14 protein-coding genes and 1 riboswitch are annotated in these 15,786 nt (G+C 74.7%); of the genes, 6 read left to right on the top strand and 8 right to left on the bottom strand.

Annotated elements, in window-relative coordinates; genetic code table 11:
• Positions 1-6 precede the first annotated feature (6 nt).
• Complete coding sequence (locus HNR70_RS08535; protein WP_221421113.1) at positions 7-1,359, top strand: hypothetical protein; 1,353 nt, start codon at positions 7-9, stop codon at positions 1,357-1,359.
• A gap of 6 nt (positions 1,360-1,365) precedes the next feature.
• Here HNR70_RS08535 and HNR70_RS08530 read toward each other — a convergent pair whose 3' ends face one another.
• Both HNR70_RS08530 and HNR70_RS08525 read right to left on the bottom strand, forming a co-directional pair.
• On the bottom strand, positions 1,366-3,204 hold the full coding sequence (locus HNR70_RS08530; protein ID WP_184325273.1) for an ABC transporter ATP-binding protein: 1,839 nt from the start codon (positions 3,202-3,204) through the stop codon (positions 1,366-1,368).
• Entirely contained in the window at positions 3,201-5,027 is a 1,827-nt protein-coding gene (locus HNR70_RS08525) for an ABC transporter transmembrane domain-containing protein (RefSeq protein ID WP_312857616.1), read from the bottom strand. The genes HNR70_RS08530 and HNR70_RS08525 overlap by 4 nt, the downstream gene beginning before the upstream one ends.
• A 159-nt stretch (positions 5,028-5,186) precedes the next feature.
• On the opposite strand from HNR70_RS08525, the gene HNR70_RS08520 reads away from it, so the two are divergent.
• From HNR70_RS08520 to HNR70_RS08500, 5 genes are all read left to right on the top strand, one after another.
• On the top strand, positions 5,187-5,807 hold the full coding sequence (locus HNR70_RS08520; RefSeq protein WP_184325272.1) for a mycothiol-dependent nitroreductase Rv2466c family protein: 621 nt from the start codon (positions 5,187-5,189) through the stop codon (positions 5,805-5,807).
• A gap of 74 nt (positions 5,808-5,881) precedes the next feature.
• Complete coding sequence (locus HNR70_RS08515) at positions 5,882-6,370, top strand: ribose-5-phosphate isomerase (protein WP_184325271.1); 489 nt, start codon at positions 5,882-5,884, stop codon at positions 6,368-6,370.
• Complete coding sequence (locus tag HNR70_RS08510) at positions 6,370-7,416, top strand: Fpg/Nei family DNA glycosylase (protein ID WP_184325270.1); 1,047 nt, start codon at positions 6,370-6,372, stop codon at positions 7,414-7,416. The genes HNR70_RS08515 and HNR70_RS08510 overlap by 1 nt, the downstream gene beginning before the upstream one ends.
• Positions 7,413-8,474, top strand: a complete 1,062-nt coding sequence (locus HNR70_RS08505) for an alpha/beta fold hydrolase (RefSeq protein WP_184325269.1) — start codon at positions 7,413-7,415, stop codon at positions 8,472-8,474. The genes HNR70_RS08510 and HNR70_RS08505 overlap by 4 nt, the downstream gene beginning before the upstream one ends.
• A gap of 20 nt (positions 8,475-8,494) precedes the next feature.
• Positions 8,495-8,968: a GNAT family N-acetyltransferase gene (locus tag HNR70_RS08500; RefSeq protein ID WP_184325268.1), complete on the top strand. Its 474-nt coding sequence runs from the start codon at positions 8,495-8,497 to the stop codon at positions 8,966-8,968.
• 6 nt (positions 8,969-8,974) lie between these two features.
• On the opposite strand, the gene HNR70_RS08495 is transcribed toward HNR70_RS08500, so the two are convergent.
• From HNR70_RS08495 to HNR70_RS08470, 6 genes are all read right to left on the bottom strand, one after another.
• Positions 8,975-9,388 (bottom strand): ankyrin repeat domain-containing protein, encoded by a 414-nt coding sequence (locus HNR70_RS08495; protein ID WP_184325267.1) that lies wholly within the window; start codon positions 9,386-9,388, stop codon positions 8,975-8,977.
• 22 nt (positions 9,389-9,410) lie between these two features.
• Positions 9,411-11,507, bottom strand: coding sequence for an ATP-binding cassette domain-containing protein (locus HNR70_RS08490; protein ID WP_312857615.1), 2,097 nt, complete (start codon positions 11,505-11,507; stop codon positions 9,411-9,413).
• A 22-nt stretch (positions 11,508-11,529) separates the two neighbouring features.
• A complete protein-coding gene (locus HNR70_RS08485) occupies positions 11,530-12,111 on the bottom strand; it encodes an ECF transporter S component (RefSeq protein WP_184325266.1) in 582 nt (193 codons plus the stop codon).
• Positions 12,112-12,156: 45 nt separating this feature from the next.
• A riboswitch (TPP riboswitch) is annotated at positions 12,157-12,262 on the bottom strand.
• 23 nt (positions 12,263-12,285) lie between these two features.
• The gene (locus tag HNR70_RS08480) at positions 12,286-12,852 is read right to left on the bottom strand and encodes a hypothetical protein (RefSeq protein ID WP_184325265.1); all 567 of its coding nucleotides are present in this window, start codon (positions 12,850-12,852) and stop codon (positions 12,286-12,288) included.
• Entirely contained in the window at positions 12,849-14,867 is a 2,019-nt protein-coding gene (locus tag HNR70_RS08475) for a M13 family metallopeptidase (RefSeq protein WP_281383211.1), read from the bottom strand. The genes HNR70_RS08480 and HNR70_RS08475 overlap by 4 nt, the downstream gene beginning before the upstream one ends.
• A gap of 76 nt (positions 14,868-14,943) precedes the next feature.
• Complete coding sequence (locus HNR70_RS08470) at positions 14,944-15,747, bottom strand: hypothetical protein (RefSeq protein WP_184325263.1); 804 nt, start codon at positions 15,745-15,747, stop codon at positions 14,944-14,946.
• Positions 15,748-15,786: the final 39 nt, after the last annotated feature.

The following is a 15,786-nucleotide window of genomic DNA, read 5'->3' as shown; positions in this document are numbered from 1 at the left end:
GACCTCATGCTAGGGCACCGCGCCACTCCCTCCCCGTCCCGTCCCGCGAGCTCCCGCGCCGCGCTCACCGCCCGGGCTCTGCTCGCGGGCACCCTCGTCCCCGCCGCCCTGGTGCTCGCCACGCTGCCGCCCGCGGCGCTCGCCGACCCGGCCCCGGGGGAGGCCACCCCGCCCGCCTTCGCGTACCAGGCCGAAGGGCGCGAGGTCGAGGGCGGTGCCTCCCTGGCCCAGGCCGCGCTCGTGGATCCCGGCAACCATCGCGACTCCTTCGCCGCGGGCGGTGCGGAGCAGGGCGACGACGGCACGGTGAAGTACTACCGCGTCGCCGTCGCGGACGGGCAGCGGGTGCACGCCGCGGCGACGATCGCCGCCCCGCCCTACGCGGACGGCCTGCCCGAGGACAATGCGCAGCTCACGCTCGACGTCTCGTTCCTCACCGCCGCCGGCGCCACCTGCGACGACGGCTGGGAGACCGACATCGGGGAGAGCCAGCACGGCGACGGCCCCATCACCTCGACCGCCGTCTCGGACACGATGGGCCCGGACGGCTGCGCGGGCGACGAGCTGTTCGTCCGCGTCGCCCGCGAGGGGCCCCGCGACCTCGACGTGCCGCTGCCCGTCGAGCTGCAGATCGCGATCCAGCCCGCCGGGATCGGCGGCGGCGCCCCGGCGGTGGAGGAGCCGGTCGAGGACGACGGCGCCCGCCCCATCGCTCCGGAGGACACCGAGCCACTCACGCCCGGCCGCTCCTTCGCCGCCCCCACCGTCGTGGAGCCCGGCTCCCACGTCCTCGAGCTCGTGCCCGGGGAGACCGCCGTGCTCGCCCTCGACGTGCAGGAGGGACAGCGCCTGCGCTGGCGCACCGAGGTCGTCTCCCAGCCCGAGAACCAGCCCGGCTCCCTCTCCCTGCGCGTCCACAACGCCGCCCGCAGCCTGGTGGAGGTGGGCGGCGGCAGCTGGCCGCTCGGCGGCTCGGCCGGGGTGCGCGGCGGCGGGATGCGCGCCCCGGTGGACCTCGGCAACCGCAGCGCCCAGCAGACCTCGATCGCGGAGGCCTGGCTGCCCGGCCGCCACACGGTCGTCCTCCAGCGCCTCCAGCGCGACACCGCCGCGGATCCCGAGGGCGACGCGCCCGTCCGCCTGATCCTCACCCTGGAGGTCGAGGGCGAGACCGCCGAGGGGGCGGCCGACGGGTCCGTCCTGGAGCTCGGCGACGCGGAGTCCACGAGCGCGGGGTTCTTCGGCGGCTCCGCCGCGATGGTGCGCGGCCTGCAGCTCGCCGGCGCCGCAGTGCTCGCCCTCGCCGCGCTCGTCCTCGGCGCGGCCGGGGTGCTGGTGCTCCGCCCTCGCAGGAGCTGAGCAGCCTCAGCCCGCCCAGGCCTCCCACAGCCGCGCGTAGTCCCCGCCGCGGGCGACGAGCTGCTCGTGGGTGCCCTCCTCGACCACCGCCCCGTCGGCCATCACGAGGATCCGGTCGGCGACCATCGCCTGGGTCAGGCGGTGGGCGACGATGATCGTGGTCCGGCCCCGGGCCACCTCGAGCGCCGCGCGCTCGAGCACGCGCGCCCCCGAGGAGCCCTCGTCGGCCGTGGCCTCGTCGAGCACCAGCACCGCCGGGTCCTGCAGGGCGATGCGCGCGAGCGCGAGCTGCTGGGACTGCTCGGCGGTGAGCCGCTCGCCCCCCTCGCCCACCTCGGTGTCCGTTCCCTTGGGGAGGCGCTGCACCCACGCGGTCGCGCCGACGCGGTCGAGCGCGGCCCGCAGCTCCTCGTCGGAGGCGCCGGGGGCGGCCAGCTGCAGGTCCTCGCGCAGGGTCCCGCGGAACACGTGCACGTCCTGGGACACGATCGAGGAGTGGGCGCGGACCGCCTCGAGGTCCGCGGCCGCCAGGTCCGCGCCGCCGTGCAGCACCCGGCCGTGGCGGGGCACGAGGGTGCCGGCGAGGATCGCGGCGAGGGTGGACTTGCCCGCCCCGGACGCGCCGACCAGCGAGACCGTCTCCCCGGGCGCGATCTCGAGGTCCAGCGGCCGCAGCACGATCCGCTCGTTGCCCTCGGCGTCCTCGCCGTAGGCGTGGGAGACCTGCTCGAGGCGGATCGACGCATCGGCCGGGGTCTCCGTGCCGGGGGAGGAGGCGGGGTCGATCGTGGTGATCACGCCGACCATGCGCGAGACGCTCGCGACCGCCGACTGCACGTCGTCCAGGCGGAAGATCACCGCCATCATCGGCCAGAACAGGCTGATGAGGTAGATCCCGGCGGCGGTGACCACGCCGATCGGGGCGCCGGCGACGTGGACCATCACGAAGCCGAGCACGAGCACCAGCAGCAGGGCGAGGTTCTCGGGGATGTTGATATAGGCGACGAGCCGCCCCACCAGGTACATCACCCGCATGTGCAGCACGGACGCGGACTCGGAGAGCACCGCGACGTGGCGGGTCTCGCGCTTCTCGATGCCGTAGGCGTGCACGGTGGGGATGCCGTGGATCGCCGAGAGCAGGCCCTGGGCGCGGGCGCCCATGGTGATCCGCTCCTGGCGGTAGATCGGGGCGGTGCGGCGCAGGTACCAGACCGCCGCGATCACGTACATCGGCAGCACCACGACCACGAGGATCAGCAGCCACGGCGACAGGCTCGCCATGCCCACCATCGTCGCGATCACGTAGAAGCCGGTCTGGATGAGGGAGGGGACCAGGGAGTTCACGGCCCGGGCGGCGACGTCCACGTCGTCGGCGACGCGGGAGAGGGCGTCGCCGATGCCGGTGCGCTCCATGGTCTGGGCCGGCAGATCCAGCGCCCGGTCGATGACGTCCTCGCGCATTCCGGCGAGGATCCGCTGGCCGAGGGCGGAGACCATCGACCACCCGAGCGCCGTGAGCACCGCCTGCGCCGCGGCGACGCCGAGGATCTGCCCGCCGAGCCGCCAGGCGCCGCCGGTGCCGCCGCCCGCGGCGACCACGTCCACCGCCGCACCGATCAGGCGCGGCAGGATCGCGCCGCACACGGCGGCGCCAACGGTCACCAGCAGCGTCAGCAGCGCTGCGAGCCAGTGCTCGCGCACCTTCCCGCCCATGAACCGCAGCGTCGCGCGGGCGTCCGCGATCGGCAGCAGTTGGGCGTGCTCGGACAGCTGGCGCCGCGCGGTGGCGTCGTCGGCGAGCACCTGCTCCAGCGGGCGCTTCCAGTCCAGATCGCTGCGGCTCATCGCTGCACCATCTCCCGGTAGTCCTCGCGCTCGAGCAGCGTGAGGTGGTCGCCCTCGGCGGCGACGGCCCCGTCCTTGACGTACACGACCCGCTCCGCGCCGCGCAGCAGCGCGGGGGAGCGGGTGACCAGCAGGGTGGCCCGGTCGGTGCGGGAGCGGGCGGCGACCAGCGCCTCGGCGATGTGCTGCTCGGTCACCGCGTCCACGGCGGTGGTGGGGTCCTGCAGCACGAGCACCGGGGTGTCCGCGGCGACCGCGCGGGCGAGCGCGATGCGCTGACGCTGCCCGCCGGAGAGGTTCGCGCCGCGGTCCAGGATCCGCTCGTCGTAGCCCTCCGGCAGGATGCGCAGGAGGTCCTGGGCACCGGCCGCCTCGAGGGCGGCGTCCGCCCAGGCATCGTCCGAGCCGTCGGTGCTGTCCTCGGCCGTCCCCGCCGGCGCGCGGGTGGCGAGCTGCTCGCGCAGGGTCCCGTCGAAGAGGTCCACCACGTGCGGCTCCACGAGCAGGTCCGCGCGGAGCCCGGCGAGGCTGCGCGGGGTCAGCGCCTGCTCGCCGAGGCGGGCGCCGCCGTCGGTGCGGCCGGAGACCGCGTCGATCACGGCGTCCGCGTCGCGGACGTCCTCGCAGGCGAGCGCGACGACGCTGCCGTCGGGCACGGACACGGCCGGGCGGGCGAGGTGCAGGCCGCCGGCCGCGGCGCGACGACCGTGGGCGCCTCCGTCGCCGCGCTGGTCGCGGGCGGTGGACAGCGCGGCGAGGGACAGCGCCGGGTCGTCGACCTCGCGGCCGAGGTCCGCGAACAGGTCGCGCACGCGCCGGGCTGAGGTGGACATCGACGCCCACCACACCGGGATCTCGGCGAGGCCCTGCAGGGAGCCCATCACCTGGCGGGCCACGCCCACCACGGCGATGAGCGCGCCGATGCCGAGCTCGCCCTGCAGGCCGCGCAGCACCGCGATCACCACGACCGCAGCCATCATCGCGCCGGTGACCAGGGTGGTCAGGCCCGAGGACAGGCCCGAGAAGCGGGAGTTCACCAGCGCCGCGTCCAGCGCGATGCGGGAGCGGCGGCGGTACTGGGCGCGGGCGCGGGACTGCACGCCGAGGCCCTGCAGGACGCGCAGGCCGTGGACGAGGTCGGTCGCGGTCGCAGCGGCCTCGGCGGCCTGGGTCTGCTGCGCGTCGTAACGGGCGGAGAGGGTGGGGGTGATGACCCGCACCACGAGCACCATCACGACGATCCCGGCGAGCATCGCGACGGCGAGCCAGACGTCCTGGAAGGCCATCCAGATCGTCGCCCCGAGGATCGCGAGGGCCGACGGGATGCCCCAGGGGAGCATGTCCAGCACGTCTGAGGCCTTGTCCGCATCGGACGTGGCGATGGAGAGCACCTCCCCGGCGGGCCGGTCGATGCGGCGCGAGCGCGGGTCCAGGACCGCGCCCGTCAGCCCCACCCGCAGCCGGTGGCGCTCGTAGAGCACCGCCTTCTGGGAGGCGAGGAAGGTGATCACCCACATGAGGGTGCCGACCAGTCGCACGCCGATCACGAGCGCGGCGCCGAGCAGCGTGGCGGTGAGGTCCCCGTCCACGATCCCGCGGTCGATGACCATGCCCAGCAGGATCGGCAGCACCATCTCCGCCGCCTCGGAAACAGTCGCCAGCGGCACCACGAACCACAGCATCGAGGGGTGGGCGCGGACGATCGAGGCCATCACTCCGCGGCGCCGGGAGGGTGTCACGCGGGGCGGGGGAGCGTCGGCGTCGGCCGGGGGAGCGGCGCCGGTCGCGGCGGGCGGGACCGCCGAGGAGGAGGAGTCGAGCACTCGGTCGATCCAACCCTCCCGCGCCCGCGCGCGCAATGTGTTTTCCGCCCCGCGCGAGCGCTCGCACGACCAAGGGCCCACCGGGTCTCGCGGCGGTGACAGAATGAGGTGGCCGCGCGCCCACCCGGCGCGATCCGAGACCCGAGAGCAGGAGCTGCCATGACCCCACGCACCGTCGAGCTGTTCGTCGATCCCGTCTGCCCGTTCGCCTGGATGACCAGCCGCTGGCTGCTCCAGGCCGCGGAGGTCCGGGAGGTCCAGCCGCTCTTCTCGGTGATGTCGCTGTCCGTGCTCAACGAGGGCCGTGACCTCGAGCCCGGCTACCGCGCCTCGATGGACGACGCCTGGGGCCCCGCCCGCCTCGCCATCGCGATCGTTCAGGGCCATGGCGCCGACGCCTTCGCCCGCTGGTACACCGCCTGGGGCGAGCGCTACCACGTGGGCGGCCAGAACGAGGACCGGAAGGCCACCGCCGCCGCGGCCCTCGAGGACGTCTCCCTGCCCGCGGAGCTGCTGGACCTCTACGAGCCCGTCGCGGGCGACGAGATCGACACCGCCCTGCGCGCCTCCCACGAGGGCGCCATCTCCCGCGTCGGCGACGACGTGGGCACCCCGGTGATCTCCTTCGGCGAGGGCACCGCCTACTTCGGCCCCGTCGTCTCCCCGGCCCCCAAGGGCGAGGAGGCCGGGAAGCTGCTGGACGCGCTGGAGACCATGGCGACCCTCGAGGGCTTCTACGAGCTCAAGCGCTCCCGCACCGGCGGCATCGACTTCAGCTGATCGCGGGCCGCTCATCCCGGGCGACCACGTCGCCCCGCCATCCCCACCACTCCCGCTCCGGAAAGAGAGACCCCATGCGCGTGCACATCGGCACCGACCACGCCGGCTTCGAGCTCAAGAACCGCCTCGTCGCGGTGCTCACCAAGAAGGGCCACGAGGTCACCGACCACGGCGCCCACGAGTACGACGCCCTGGACGACTACCCGCCCTTCTGCACCGACGTGGGCGAGGCCGTGGTCGCCGACCCCACCTCCCTCGGCGTCGTGATCGGCGGCTCCGGCAACGGCGAGCAGATCGCCGCGAACAAGGTCAAGGGCGTCCGCGCGGCGCTGGTGTGGAACGAGGACACCGCGCGCCTGGCCCGCCAGCACAACAACGCCAACGTCATCTCCGTCGGCGCGCGCCAGCACACCGAGGAGGAGCTCGAGCACCTCATCGACGTGTTCCTGGCCGAGCCGTTCACCGGCGAGGAGCGGCACCAGCGCCGCATCGACCTCGTGGCCCGCTATGAGACCACCGGCGGCTACGCGGAGGACCAGGGCACCGGCGCCGACGCGCGCTGATGCCCGAGGGCCACACCGTCCACCGCCTCGCCGCGGCCCTCGCCCGGGGCTTCGGCGGGCAGCGGGTGCGCACCTCGAGCCCGCAGGGACGCTTCGCCGACGCCGAGGCGCTGGACGGCCACGTGCTGCTCGGCGCCGAGGCGGCCGGCAAGCACCTGTTCCTCCCCTTCGCCCCGTCGGCCGACGTCGACCCCACCGGCCCCGCGGTCCGGCACGTCCACGTGCACCTGGGCCTGTACGGCTCGTGGACCTTCGCCGGTGACCCCGGCACCTTCGACGCCCACGCGATCGGCGCGCCCCGGCTGAGGATCGGGGAGCGCGAGGAGGGCCTCGCGTCGGCCGACGGAGGCTCCCGCGACTGGCGACGGATCGTGCCGCGGGAGACGGTGCGGCTGCGGATCGCGGGCCCGCACGGCCTCGCCGACCTCACCGGCCCCACCGCCTGCGAGGTCCTGGACGGCGAGGGGCGGCAGAGGGTCCTGGACCGGCTCGGCCCGGACCCGCTGCGCCCGGACCCGGACGGCTCCCAGCGCCGCCGCTTCGTGGACGGGATCCGCCGCTCCCGCAGCACAATCGGCCAGCTGCTCATGAACCAGCAGGTCGTCGCCGGGATCGGGAACATCTACCGCGCCGAGCTGCTGTTCCGTGCCCGCCTGGACCCCACCGTCCCCGGCCGCGACCTCACGGCCGGGATGCTGGAGGACATGTGGGAGGACCTGGTCGCGCTCATGGCCTACGGCGCACGCACCGGCCGGATCGTCACCACCCAGCCCGAGCACCGCGAGATCGAGGCGCGGATCGTGGAGCGCTCCCGCGGCACCCGGCAGAACGGCGACGAGGACCCTGGCGTGGTCCCGCGCGAGCAGTCCTTCTACGTGTACCACCGCCAGACGCTGCCGTGCCGGCTCTGCGGCACCGTGATCCGCTCGGCGGACATGGGCGGGCGCACCGTGTTCTGGTGCCCCCGCTGCCAGAGCGTCCGCTCCCGTCGCGCGTCCTGGAGCCGGCAGCACCCCGCCGCGCCCTGGGCGGTGGAGGAGCGATGAGCACCCCGCCCCTGCCGCCACCGCCGCCCGTGCGGGCCTCCGGCCTGCTGGACGTCGGCCAGGGCCACCGGATCCGCTGGGAGGAGGCGGGCGCCGAGGACGGCGTCCCTGCGCTCTATCTCCACGGCGGCCCCGGCGGCCGGCTCACCCCCGGCCACCGTCGCAACGCCCCCGCGGACCGCACCCGCATGATCGCCCTGTCCCAGCGCGGAAGCGGCGACTCGAACCCGCCCGCCGGCGCGCCCGGCCCGGTGGACCTCACCGCCCAGACCACCGCGCACCTGGTCGCCGACCTCGAGGCGCTGCGCGCGCACCTCGGGATCGAGGCGTGGATCGTGCAGGGCGTCTCCTGGGGCAGCACCCTCGCCCTCGCCTATGCGCAGGCGCATCCCGAGCGGGTGCTCGGCGTGGTCCTGTTCGCGGTCACCACCACCTCGCGCCGCGAGGTCGACTGGATCACCGAGGGCGTCGGCGCGCTGTACCCCGAGGCATGGGACGCGCTCGCGACCCTCGCCGAGCAGCGCACCGGCTTCGACCGGAGGGACCGCTCACCAGGGCGGCTGCGCCTGGTCGAGGCGTACCGGCGGATGCTGACGGGCGGGGATCCCGCGCTCGTCGACGAGGCGGTGCGCACCTGGACGGCCTGGGAGGACGCGCACATCGCGATCGGGGGCGGCGGGCCCGCCCTCCCGTCGGCCCCGTCCGGCTCGACAGCCCCGTCGGACGCTCCTGTCACCGAGTACCAGCGCGGCTTCGCGCGGCTCGTCACCTACTACTGGGCGCACGACGGGTTCGTCGCCGACTGGGCCGTGCCCTGGGGCGCCGCGCCCGGCAGCGGTCTGCTCGGGGGCATGGACCGGCTCGCGGGGATCCCCGGCGTGCTGATCCACGGCCGGCGTGACGTCTCCGGCCCGACCCTCACCGCCTGGGAACTGCACCGTGCCTGGCCGGGCAGCGAGCTGGTCGTCGTCGAGGAGGAGGGCCACGGCGGCCCCGTCATGGCGGGGCACTGGCGGCGCGCCGTGACCGCGATGGTCGACGCGGTCCGGGCCCGCTGAGCGGCAGTACCCTGTCGCCCATGCCGTCCCCCGCCACTCCCGCCACGGCCAGCGGCGTCGTCCGCCGCGCCGCGCTCGCCGAGATCGACCCCCGCACCGTCTACCTGCTCGCGAAGCTGCGCCAGGACGTGTTCACCCTCGAGCAGCACGCCACCGACGCCGACCTCGACGGCCGCGAGCTCGAGCCGGGCACGGAGATCATGTGGCTCGAGGACCCGGACCCGGTCGCGCACCTGCGGGTGCTGCGGGAGGCCGACGGGACCGTGCGGATCGGCCGGGTCGCCGTGCGCGCGGATCGTCGTCGTGGCGGGTTCGGTCGGCGTCTCATGACCGCCGCCCTCGAGCACGTGCGCGCCACCGCCCCGGAGGCGGAGGTGCACATCGACGCCCAGGCCTACCTCGAGCCGTGGTACGCCTCGATGGGCTTCGAGACGGTGGGCGGGGTGTTCATGGAGGCGGGCATCGAGCACGTCGCCATGGTGCTGCGGAGGTGAGCTCTTTCAGCCCAGCAGGGCAGTGATCTCCGCACGCTGGAAGTACGCGGCGGTCTCCCGCGCGCTCGGGGTGCCGAGCTCCGGGTCGGCGCCGGCGGCGAGCAGCGCCTTCGCCACCTCCACATCGCCCTTGAACGCGGCGCCCGCGAGCGGGGACTGGCCGCGGTCGTTCAGCAGGTCCACGTCCGCGCCGCGGGCGGCGAGCTCGGTGACCAGCGCGGCATGGCCGTGGTACGCGGCGAGCATGAGCGGGGAGTTCCCGGCACTGTCCAGCAGGTTCACCGGCGCCCCCTGGTCGAGGTAGGCCAGCAGCGTCGCCGCATCGCCCTGCCGTGCCGCATCGAGGAGGGAGTTCGCCAGCTCGATGAGCGCAGCGTCCTCTGCCTCGGTCTCGGGAGTGTTCTGGGGTTCGTCGTTCACAGGACAACCCTAGCCAGCATCGTCATCGCACCAGCAACTCGGCCACCGCCGGCCACACCAACAGCCCGACCGCGAGCGCGGCGCCGAGCAGGTCCGCGCGGTGCAGCGGGCTCGGCTCCGCCCAGGTGCGGCGGTCCGCCCCGGCGAAGCCGCGGGAGTCCATGGCGAGGGCCTGCTGCTCGGCGCCGCGAAGGGTGTCCACGAGCAGGGCGAGGGTGGCGCCGGCGAGGAGGCGGGGCGAGCGAGCGGTGCCGAGGCCCCGCCGGATCCGGGTCGCGGTGATCGTGGACCACTGCCGGCCCAGGTGCGAGATGCGCACCAGCGCGATGACGGAGGCCGCGACGGGACGCCCGGGCAGGTGCAGGCGCTGGGCGAGGGCGTCGCCGAGCGGGGTGGGGCGCACGCTGCCGAGCGCGAGCACGCCGGGGGCGACGAAGACCGTGATCCGGCACGCCTCCTTGAGGCCGACGAGCCAGGCCTGCCCCGACAGCGCCGGGGCGTCGCCGAGCAGCGCCGTGGTCCAGGCGAGCCCGGCGGCGGAGAGCAGGATCGGCAGCAGGCGCAGCAGTCCGCCGCGCAGGGTCCGCACGGCGAGCGGGGCGAGCAGCAGGGTGGGCAGCAGGGCGAGCAGTCCGCCCTGCCAGGTCTGCACGGCGAAGGAGCCGATCGCGGCGAGGATGCCGATCAGGCACAGGGTGAGCGGGTTCAGCGCGTCGGCCGGGATCCGCCGCTCCCGGGGCGCCTCGGGGGCACCATCCGGACGCTTCGGCGCGGGCAGGTCGTGGTGGTCGTCAGCCGCAGCGACCACCGCCGGGTCGTGGGTGGCGACCAGCACGGCGCAGCCGCGTCCGGCGGCCTCGCGCAGCAGGGCGATCACCTCGGCCCTGCGCCGGGAGTCCAGGCCCACGGTCGGCTCGTCGAGGACCAGCAGGTCCGGGCGCTGGGCGAGGGCGGCGGCGATCGCGACGCGGCGCTGCTCCCCGCCGGAGAGGCGATGGGGATGGGCACCGGAGAGGTGGGCGAGGCCGGCGCGGTCCAGGAGCTCGCCCACGAGGGCCTCGTCGTCGGCCCAGGGGGAGGCCAGGAGCTCCTCGCGCACGGTGGCCCGGACGAAGGAGTGCTCGGGGTTCTGGGGCACGAGCGCGATCCGCCGGTCCTCGGGACGGCGCACCGTGCCGGTGGCGGGGGAGAGGTCGCCGAGCAGCACGCCCAGCAGCGTGGTCTTCCCGGCCCCGCTCGGCCCCGTCAGCGCGGTGATCCGGCCGGGGTGCAGGTCGAGGTCCTGCGGGACGAGGAGCCCCCGCGCGGGCACGGTGATCCCGCGCAGGGAGGCGACAGCCTCCCCATCGGCCGGGAGCCCGGCCCCTGCCGCACCCGCCGGCGCGTTCTCCTCTTCGAGCACCCCCGCCTCGATCAGGAGCGCCCGGTCGCGGGAGAGCACGTCGGCCGGCGCGCCGTCGGCGAGGATCCGCGCGCGCGGCCCGAGCACGATCATGCGGTCGACGTGGGGGAGCCAGGGCCCGATCCGGTGCTCGGCGACGACGAGGGTCGCCCCGCCCGCGGCCTCGAGGATCGCTGCCCGCACCTCCTTCGCGGTCGCGGCGTCGAGCATGCTCGTCGGCTCGTCCAGGAGCATGAGCTCGGGGTCCAGGGCGAGGGCGCCCGCGAGCGCGATGCGCTGCTGCTGCCCGCCCGAGGCATCCAGCGGCGCCCGGTGCGGGGGCAGATCCACCTGCGCGGCGTCCAGCGCCCGGGCGGCGCGCTCGTGGATCTCCGGGCGGGGGAGGGCGGCGTTCTCGGGCCCGAAGGCGGCGTCACGGACGATGGTCGCGGCGACCAGCGCATGGGTGGGGTTCTGCAGCAGCAGCCCCCGCTCGCCGGCGCGCCCCGGCGGGGCGGGCAGGGCCTCGCCGTCGCCGTCCTCGGGGTCGAGCAGTCCGGCAAGGGCGCGCAGCAGGGTCGACTTCCCGCTGCCGCTCGCCCCGGCCAGCAGCACCCGCTGCCCGGGCGGGATCTCGAGGTCCACCCCGTCCAGGGTCGGCTCGCGCCGGGTCAGGGGCCGCCAGCGCAGTCCCTCGACCTGCACCGCCGCGCCGGCCCGGGTGCTCTCCAGAGTCACTCCGTGCCCGTCCCTCGCGCACTCACGCCTCGGCGGCCCGGGCGTGCTCCCGGCCCGCGGCGAGCGTGTCCACCGCCCCGGTCGCGACCAGGGCCCGCGTCGCCGCCCAGCCCAGCACCCCGCACAGCACCGCCCCGGAGAGCAGGAAGAAGCCGAGCATTGCCAGGGCGAAGGGCCAACTCATCTCGGGGTAGTAGGCGAAGCGCTCCCAGGTCCACTCCAGCGCCGCCGCGAGCACCCCGCCGAGGATCGCGACGGGCAGGGTGAATCGGCGGTAGCGGGTCAGCAGGAAGGCGAGCTCGACGCCGCCGCCCTGCAGCAGGCCCGAGACGACGGTGCCCCAGCCCCACTGCCCGCCCAGCAGCATCTCCATCACCGCGGCGATCATCTCGGCGAGCAGGGCCGCGCCGGGCTTGCGCACGATCAGCGCGGCGAGCATCGCGGGCAGGAACCAGATCCCGGCCAGCAGACCCTCGGCGGGCTTGAACGCGGCGGTGATCGGGCCGATCAGCGTGTACAGCTGGCCGTAGCCCAGGAACGCGACGCCGAAGGCGGCGCCGATCAGCACGGTGACCAGCAGGTCCACGGTGCGGTAACGAGTCATCACAGCTCCTTCCATGATGGAAGGGGCGCGGGGCGCCGGCGGCGTCCCACGGAAATCCCGACTCCCTACGCCGGTGCGAGCCGGATCAGGTTCGAGGGTCTGCGCTGGTGCGCACTCTCAGCACCCCGATGGTGCTCCCCTGTCAGTGGATGACGATCGCCGAGTATATACCGCTCAGCGGCGGGCGCGGATGGCCTGGTCGACCGCGGCGGCGGTGGCCTGAGGGTCCTCGGCGTCCAGGAGGTAGTGGGTGCCCTCCCGGCCGATGATCTCCACCATGGTGCCGGGGCCGGTGGCGAGCACCCGGTAGGGCGACTTGATGTCGTCGAGCGTGAAGACCTTCCCGCCGCCGACGGGGGTGATCTCGTGCGGCTGGGCGGGACGGATGCGGGCGCGCCGCCAGCCGTACCCGCCGAGGGTCGCCCCGGCGTGGGAGGCGTCGAAGCGGCGCAGCTGGACGAGGCGGAAGTCCGCGAGCGGCCAGGGCCGCTGCGGCCAGAACCCGCCGAGGCTCACGGTCACGCCGTGCTCGTCGACGATGAAGCGGGTCCACTGGCCCATCCAGGTCCACAGCGCGAGGGCCGCGAACAGCGCGAGGATGATCAGCGCGGGCAGGAGGTCCAGGCGCTGGGCGATGAGGACCGCCATCAGCGCCCCGCCGATCAGCGTGATCCCGATGCGGGTCCAGCCGATGGCGGAGGGGCGGGTGCGGCCCACGTAGAAGGGCGCCTCGGGCCTCACCAGATGCTCACCCTCTCCTCGGGGGCGCGGTACATGCCGTCGCCCTCGGCCACGCCGAACGCCTCGTGGAACTCGTCGAGGTGCCCGGCCACGGTGTTGCAGCGGAACTCCATGGGGGAGTGGGGGTCCACGGCCAGGCGGCGGATCGCCTCCTGGGGGCGGTTCTTGCCGCGCCACACGGTCGCCCAGGAGAGGAACACGCGCTGCAGGCCGGTGAAGCCGTCGAGCTCCTCGGCGACCTCCGCCGCGGGGCGGGAGGCGAGGTAGGCCTTGACCGCGATGGACAGCCCGCCGAGATCGCCGATGTTCTCGCCGATGGTGAGGGCGCCGTTGACGCGGTGGGAGTCGTCGAGGTCGCGGGGGGAGAGCTGCGAGTACTGCTCCATCAGCCGGGCGGCGCGCTCCTCGAAGGCCTCGCGGTCCTCGGGGGTCCACCAGGAGGCGAGGTTGCCGTCGCCGTCGTACTTCGAGCCCTGGTCGTCGAAGCCGTGGCCGACCTCGTGGCCGATCACCGCGCCGATGCCGCCGAAGTTCACGGCGTCGTCCGCCTCGGCATCGAAGAACGGGGGCTGCAGGATCGCGGCGGGGAAGACGATCTCGTTGCGGCCGGGGTTGTAGTAGGCGTTGACCGTCTGCGGGGTCATGTGCCATTCGGTCTCGTCGATCGGCCCGCCCACCTTCGCGAACTCGAACGCCGCCTCGAAGCGGCGCGAGGCGCGGACGGTCGCGACGAGGTCGCCGGGGACGATCTCGAGCCCGTCGTAGTCGCGCCACTTCTCGGGGTAGCCGATCTTGGGGGTGAACTTCTCGAGCTTCGCCAGCGCCTTCTCGCGGGTCGCCGGCGTCATCCACTCGAGGGTGGAGATGGAGTCGCGGTAGGCGTCCATGAGCGCGTCGACCAGCGCGATCATCCGCTCCTTGTGGGAGGCGGGGAAGTGGCGGGCCACGTACTCGCGGCCGACGGCGAAGCCGACCGTCCCCTCCACCAGCGCGACTCCCCGCTTCCAGCGCTCGCGCAGCTCCTCGGCGCCGGAGAGGACCCGGCCGGAGAAGTCGAAGTCCTCCTCGACGAGCGCGGCGGGGAGGTAGGGGGCGTAGGAGGAGACGGCGTGGAGCGCGAGCCAGGTGCGCAGCACCTCGAGGTCCTCGCCGGCCAGCAGCTCGGCCGCGGCGCTGACGAACTCGGGCTGGCCGACGGACACGACCTCGAAGGCGGCCTGCGGTGCGCCGGTACCCTCGATGTAGGCGTCCCAGGGGAAGGCGGGGGCGAGCTCGGCACGCTGCGCGGCGTCCATCGGGTTGTAGGACTTCTCGCGGTCGCGCAGGCGCACCACGTCGACATGGCACTCGGCGAGCCGGGTCTCGAAGTCCATGACCGCGCGGGCGAGGTCCTCGGCCTCGCCCCCGATGAGGCCGTCCCGGCCGGGCAGGCCCGCGAGGCGGGCCAGGTTCGCCAGGTGCGTCCCGTAGGCGGCGCGGACCTCCTCGTAGCGGTCCTCGCGGTAGTAGGACTCGTCCGGCAGGCCGAGGCCGCCCTGGTGGATCTTCACCTGGTAGGAGGTGGAGTCGTGGTCGTCGGTCCACACGTAGGCCAGCAGAGCCGAGGCGCCGGAGTCCGGGGCGGCCATGGTGCGGGCGATGTCCTCGAGGCTCTGTGCGGTGGTGATGGTGCCGAGCAGGTCCTCGAGCACGTCCAGGCCCGCGGCCTCGATCGCGTCGGTGTCCATGAACATCCGGTACAGGACACCGATGCGGGCGTGGTCGGTGGCGGGAGCGGCATCGCCGGCCTCGCCGCCGGCAGGCCCGTCGGCCGCCGCCTCCTCGACGATCTCGCGCACCCGCTCCTCGGAGAGGTCGCGCAGCGCGTGGAACGCGCCGTCGCTCGAGCGGTCCGCGGGCATCACGTGCTCGCGCAGCCAGCGCCCGTTGACGTGGCCGAACAGGTCGTCCTGGAGGCGGATCGACTCGTCGACCTGGTCGAGGGAGAGTCCGGAGGGTCGGGCAGCGGTCATCATCGGCTCCTGCAGGTCGGGATGCGGTCGTGTGCGGTCGTGTGCGGGCGGGGTGCGGCGGGTGTGCGGGGCCGACGGCTCAGAGGCCGACGAGCCCCAGCGAGGCGAGGGCGAGGGTGAGCGCGCCGAGCAGCACGGGGGCGTAGGCCCAGGGGCTGCGGGAGCGCTCCGCCGGCGGGCGTCGGTGAAGGATCAGGGTGGACAGGCCGATACCGATCGAGAGCACGGCGGTGCCGATCACGAGCACGTGGGAGAGGATGACCAGCACGGTGGCGCCGACCTGGAACATCACGGTGCCCAGCACGTCCAGCAGGCGCATGACCACGGTCGAGCGGGCGCCGACGCGCTGCGAGAGCAGGGTCGAGATCGCCTCCTCGGACCACTCGCCGGGGCGGGCGATCCGTCGACGGGTCGAGATCGTCTGCGCGGTCGCGAGCGCGAGCCACACGAGCGCGCAGCCCGCGCCGACCCACACGCCGAGCTCGGCGCGGATGTCGCCGGGCCACAGCACGAGCGCCAGCAGCACCGCGGCGACGCGCAGCACCTCCTCGAGGATGCTGCGCACCGCGAGCAGACCGGGGTTCACGGCCAGCTGCTTGCGGGTGCGGGCCACGAACAGGGAGGTCGCGACCAGGGCGACGAGGTGCGCGGCACCGAGGGCGACGCCCAGCAGCAGCGGGACCGGGGTGGTGGGCGCGACGGGAAGGATCGCCAGCAGCAGGAGCACGCCGATCGCGGGGATCAGCAGCGCCTGGATCGACAGGCCCTTGACGAGGTCCCTCACCAGATCCGCGCCGGTGGGCGGGTGGTCATGACCGGTGTGGTCGTGGGGATCGTGCGGGTCGTCGCAGTGCGTCCGGGCGTCTGCGGGGGTGTCGGTCATGGAGCTCCTTCGTGGTCCCCACCAGGGTAGCGGGGCCGG

It is taken from the genome of Brachybacterium aquaticum (assembly GCF_014204755.1).
GTDB classification, from domain to species: Bacteria; Actinomycetota; Actinomycetes; order Actinomycetales; family Dermabacteraceae; genus Brachybacterium; species Brachybacterium aquaticum.
This window is presented reverse-complemented; position numbering and strand designations above follow the sequence as displayed.

Coding starts and splice junctions, on each gene's coding strand:
- HNR70_RS08515 (WP_184325271.1), top strand. CDS start 5,882: ATGCGCGTGCACATCGGCACCGACCACGCCGGCTTCGAGCTCAAGAAC.
- HNR70_RS08470 (WP_184325263.1), bottom strand. CDS start 15,747: ATGACCGACACCCCCGCAGACGCCCGGACGCACTGCGACGACCCGCAC.
- HNR70_RS08535 (WP_221421113.1), top strand. CDS start 7: ATGCTAGGGCACCGCGCCACTCCCTCCCCGTCCCGTCCCGCGAGCTCC.
- HNR70_RS08485 (WP_184325266.1), bottom strand. CDS start 12,111: ATGACTCGTTACCGCACCGTGGACCTGCTGGTCACCGTGCTGATCGGC.
- HNR70_RS08530 (WP_184325273.1), bottom strand. CDS start 3,204: ATGAGCCGCAGCGATCTGGACTGGAAGCGCCCGCTGGAGCAGGTGCTC.
- HNR70_RS08520 (WP_184325272.1), top strand. CDS start 5,187: ATGACCCCACGCACCGTCGAGCTGTTCGTCGATCCCGTCTGCCCGTTC.
- HNR70_RS08500 (WP_184325268.1), top strand. CDS start 8,495: ATGCCGTCCCCCGCCACTCCCGCCACGGCCAGCGGCGTCGTCCGCCGC.
- HNR70_RS08505 (WP_184325269.1), top strand. CDS start 7,413: ATGAGCACCCCGCCCCTGCCGCCACCGCCGCCCGTGCGGGCCTCCGGC.
- HNR70_RS08510 (WP_184325270.1), top strand. CDS start 6,370: ATGCCCGAGGGCCACACCGTCCACCGCCTCGCCGCGGCCCTCGCCCGG.
- HNR70_RS08475 (WP_281383211.1), bottom strand. CDS start 14,867: ATGATGACCGCTGCCCGACCCTCCGGACTCTCCCTCGACCAGGTCGAC.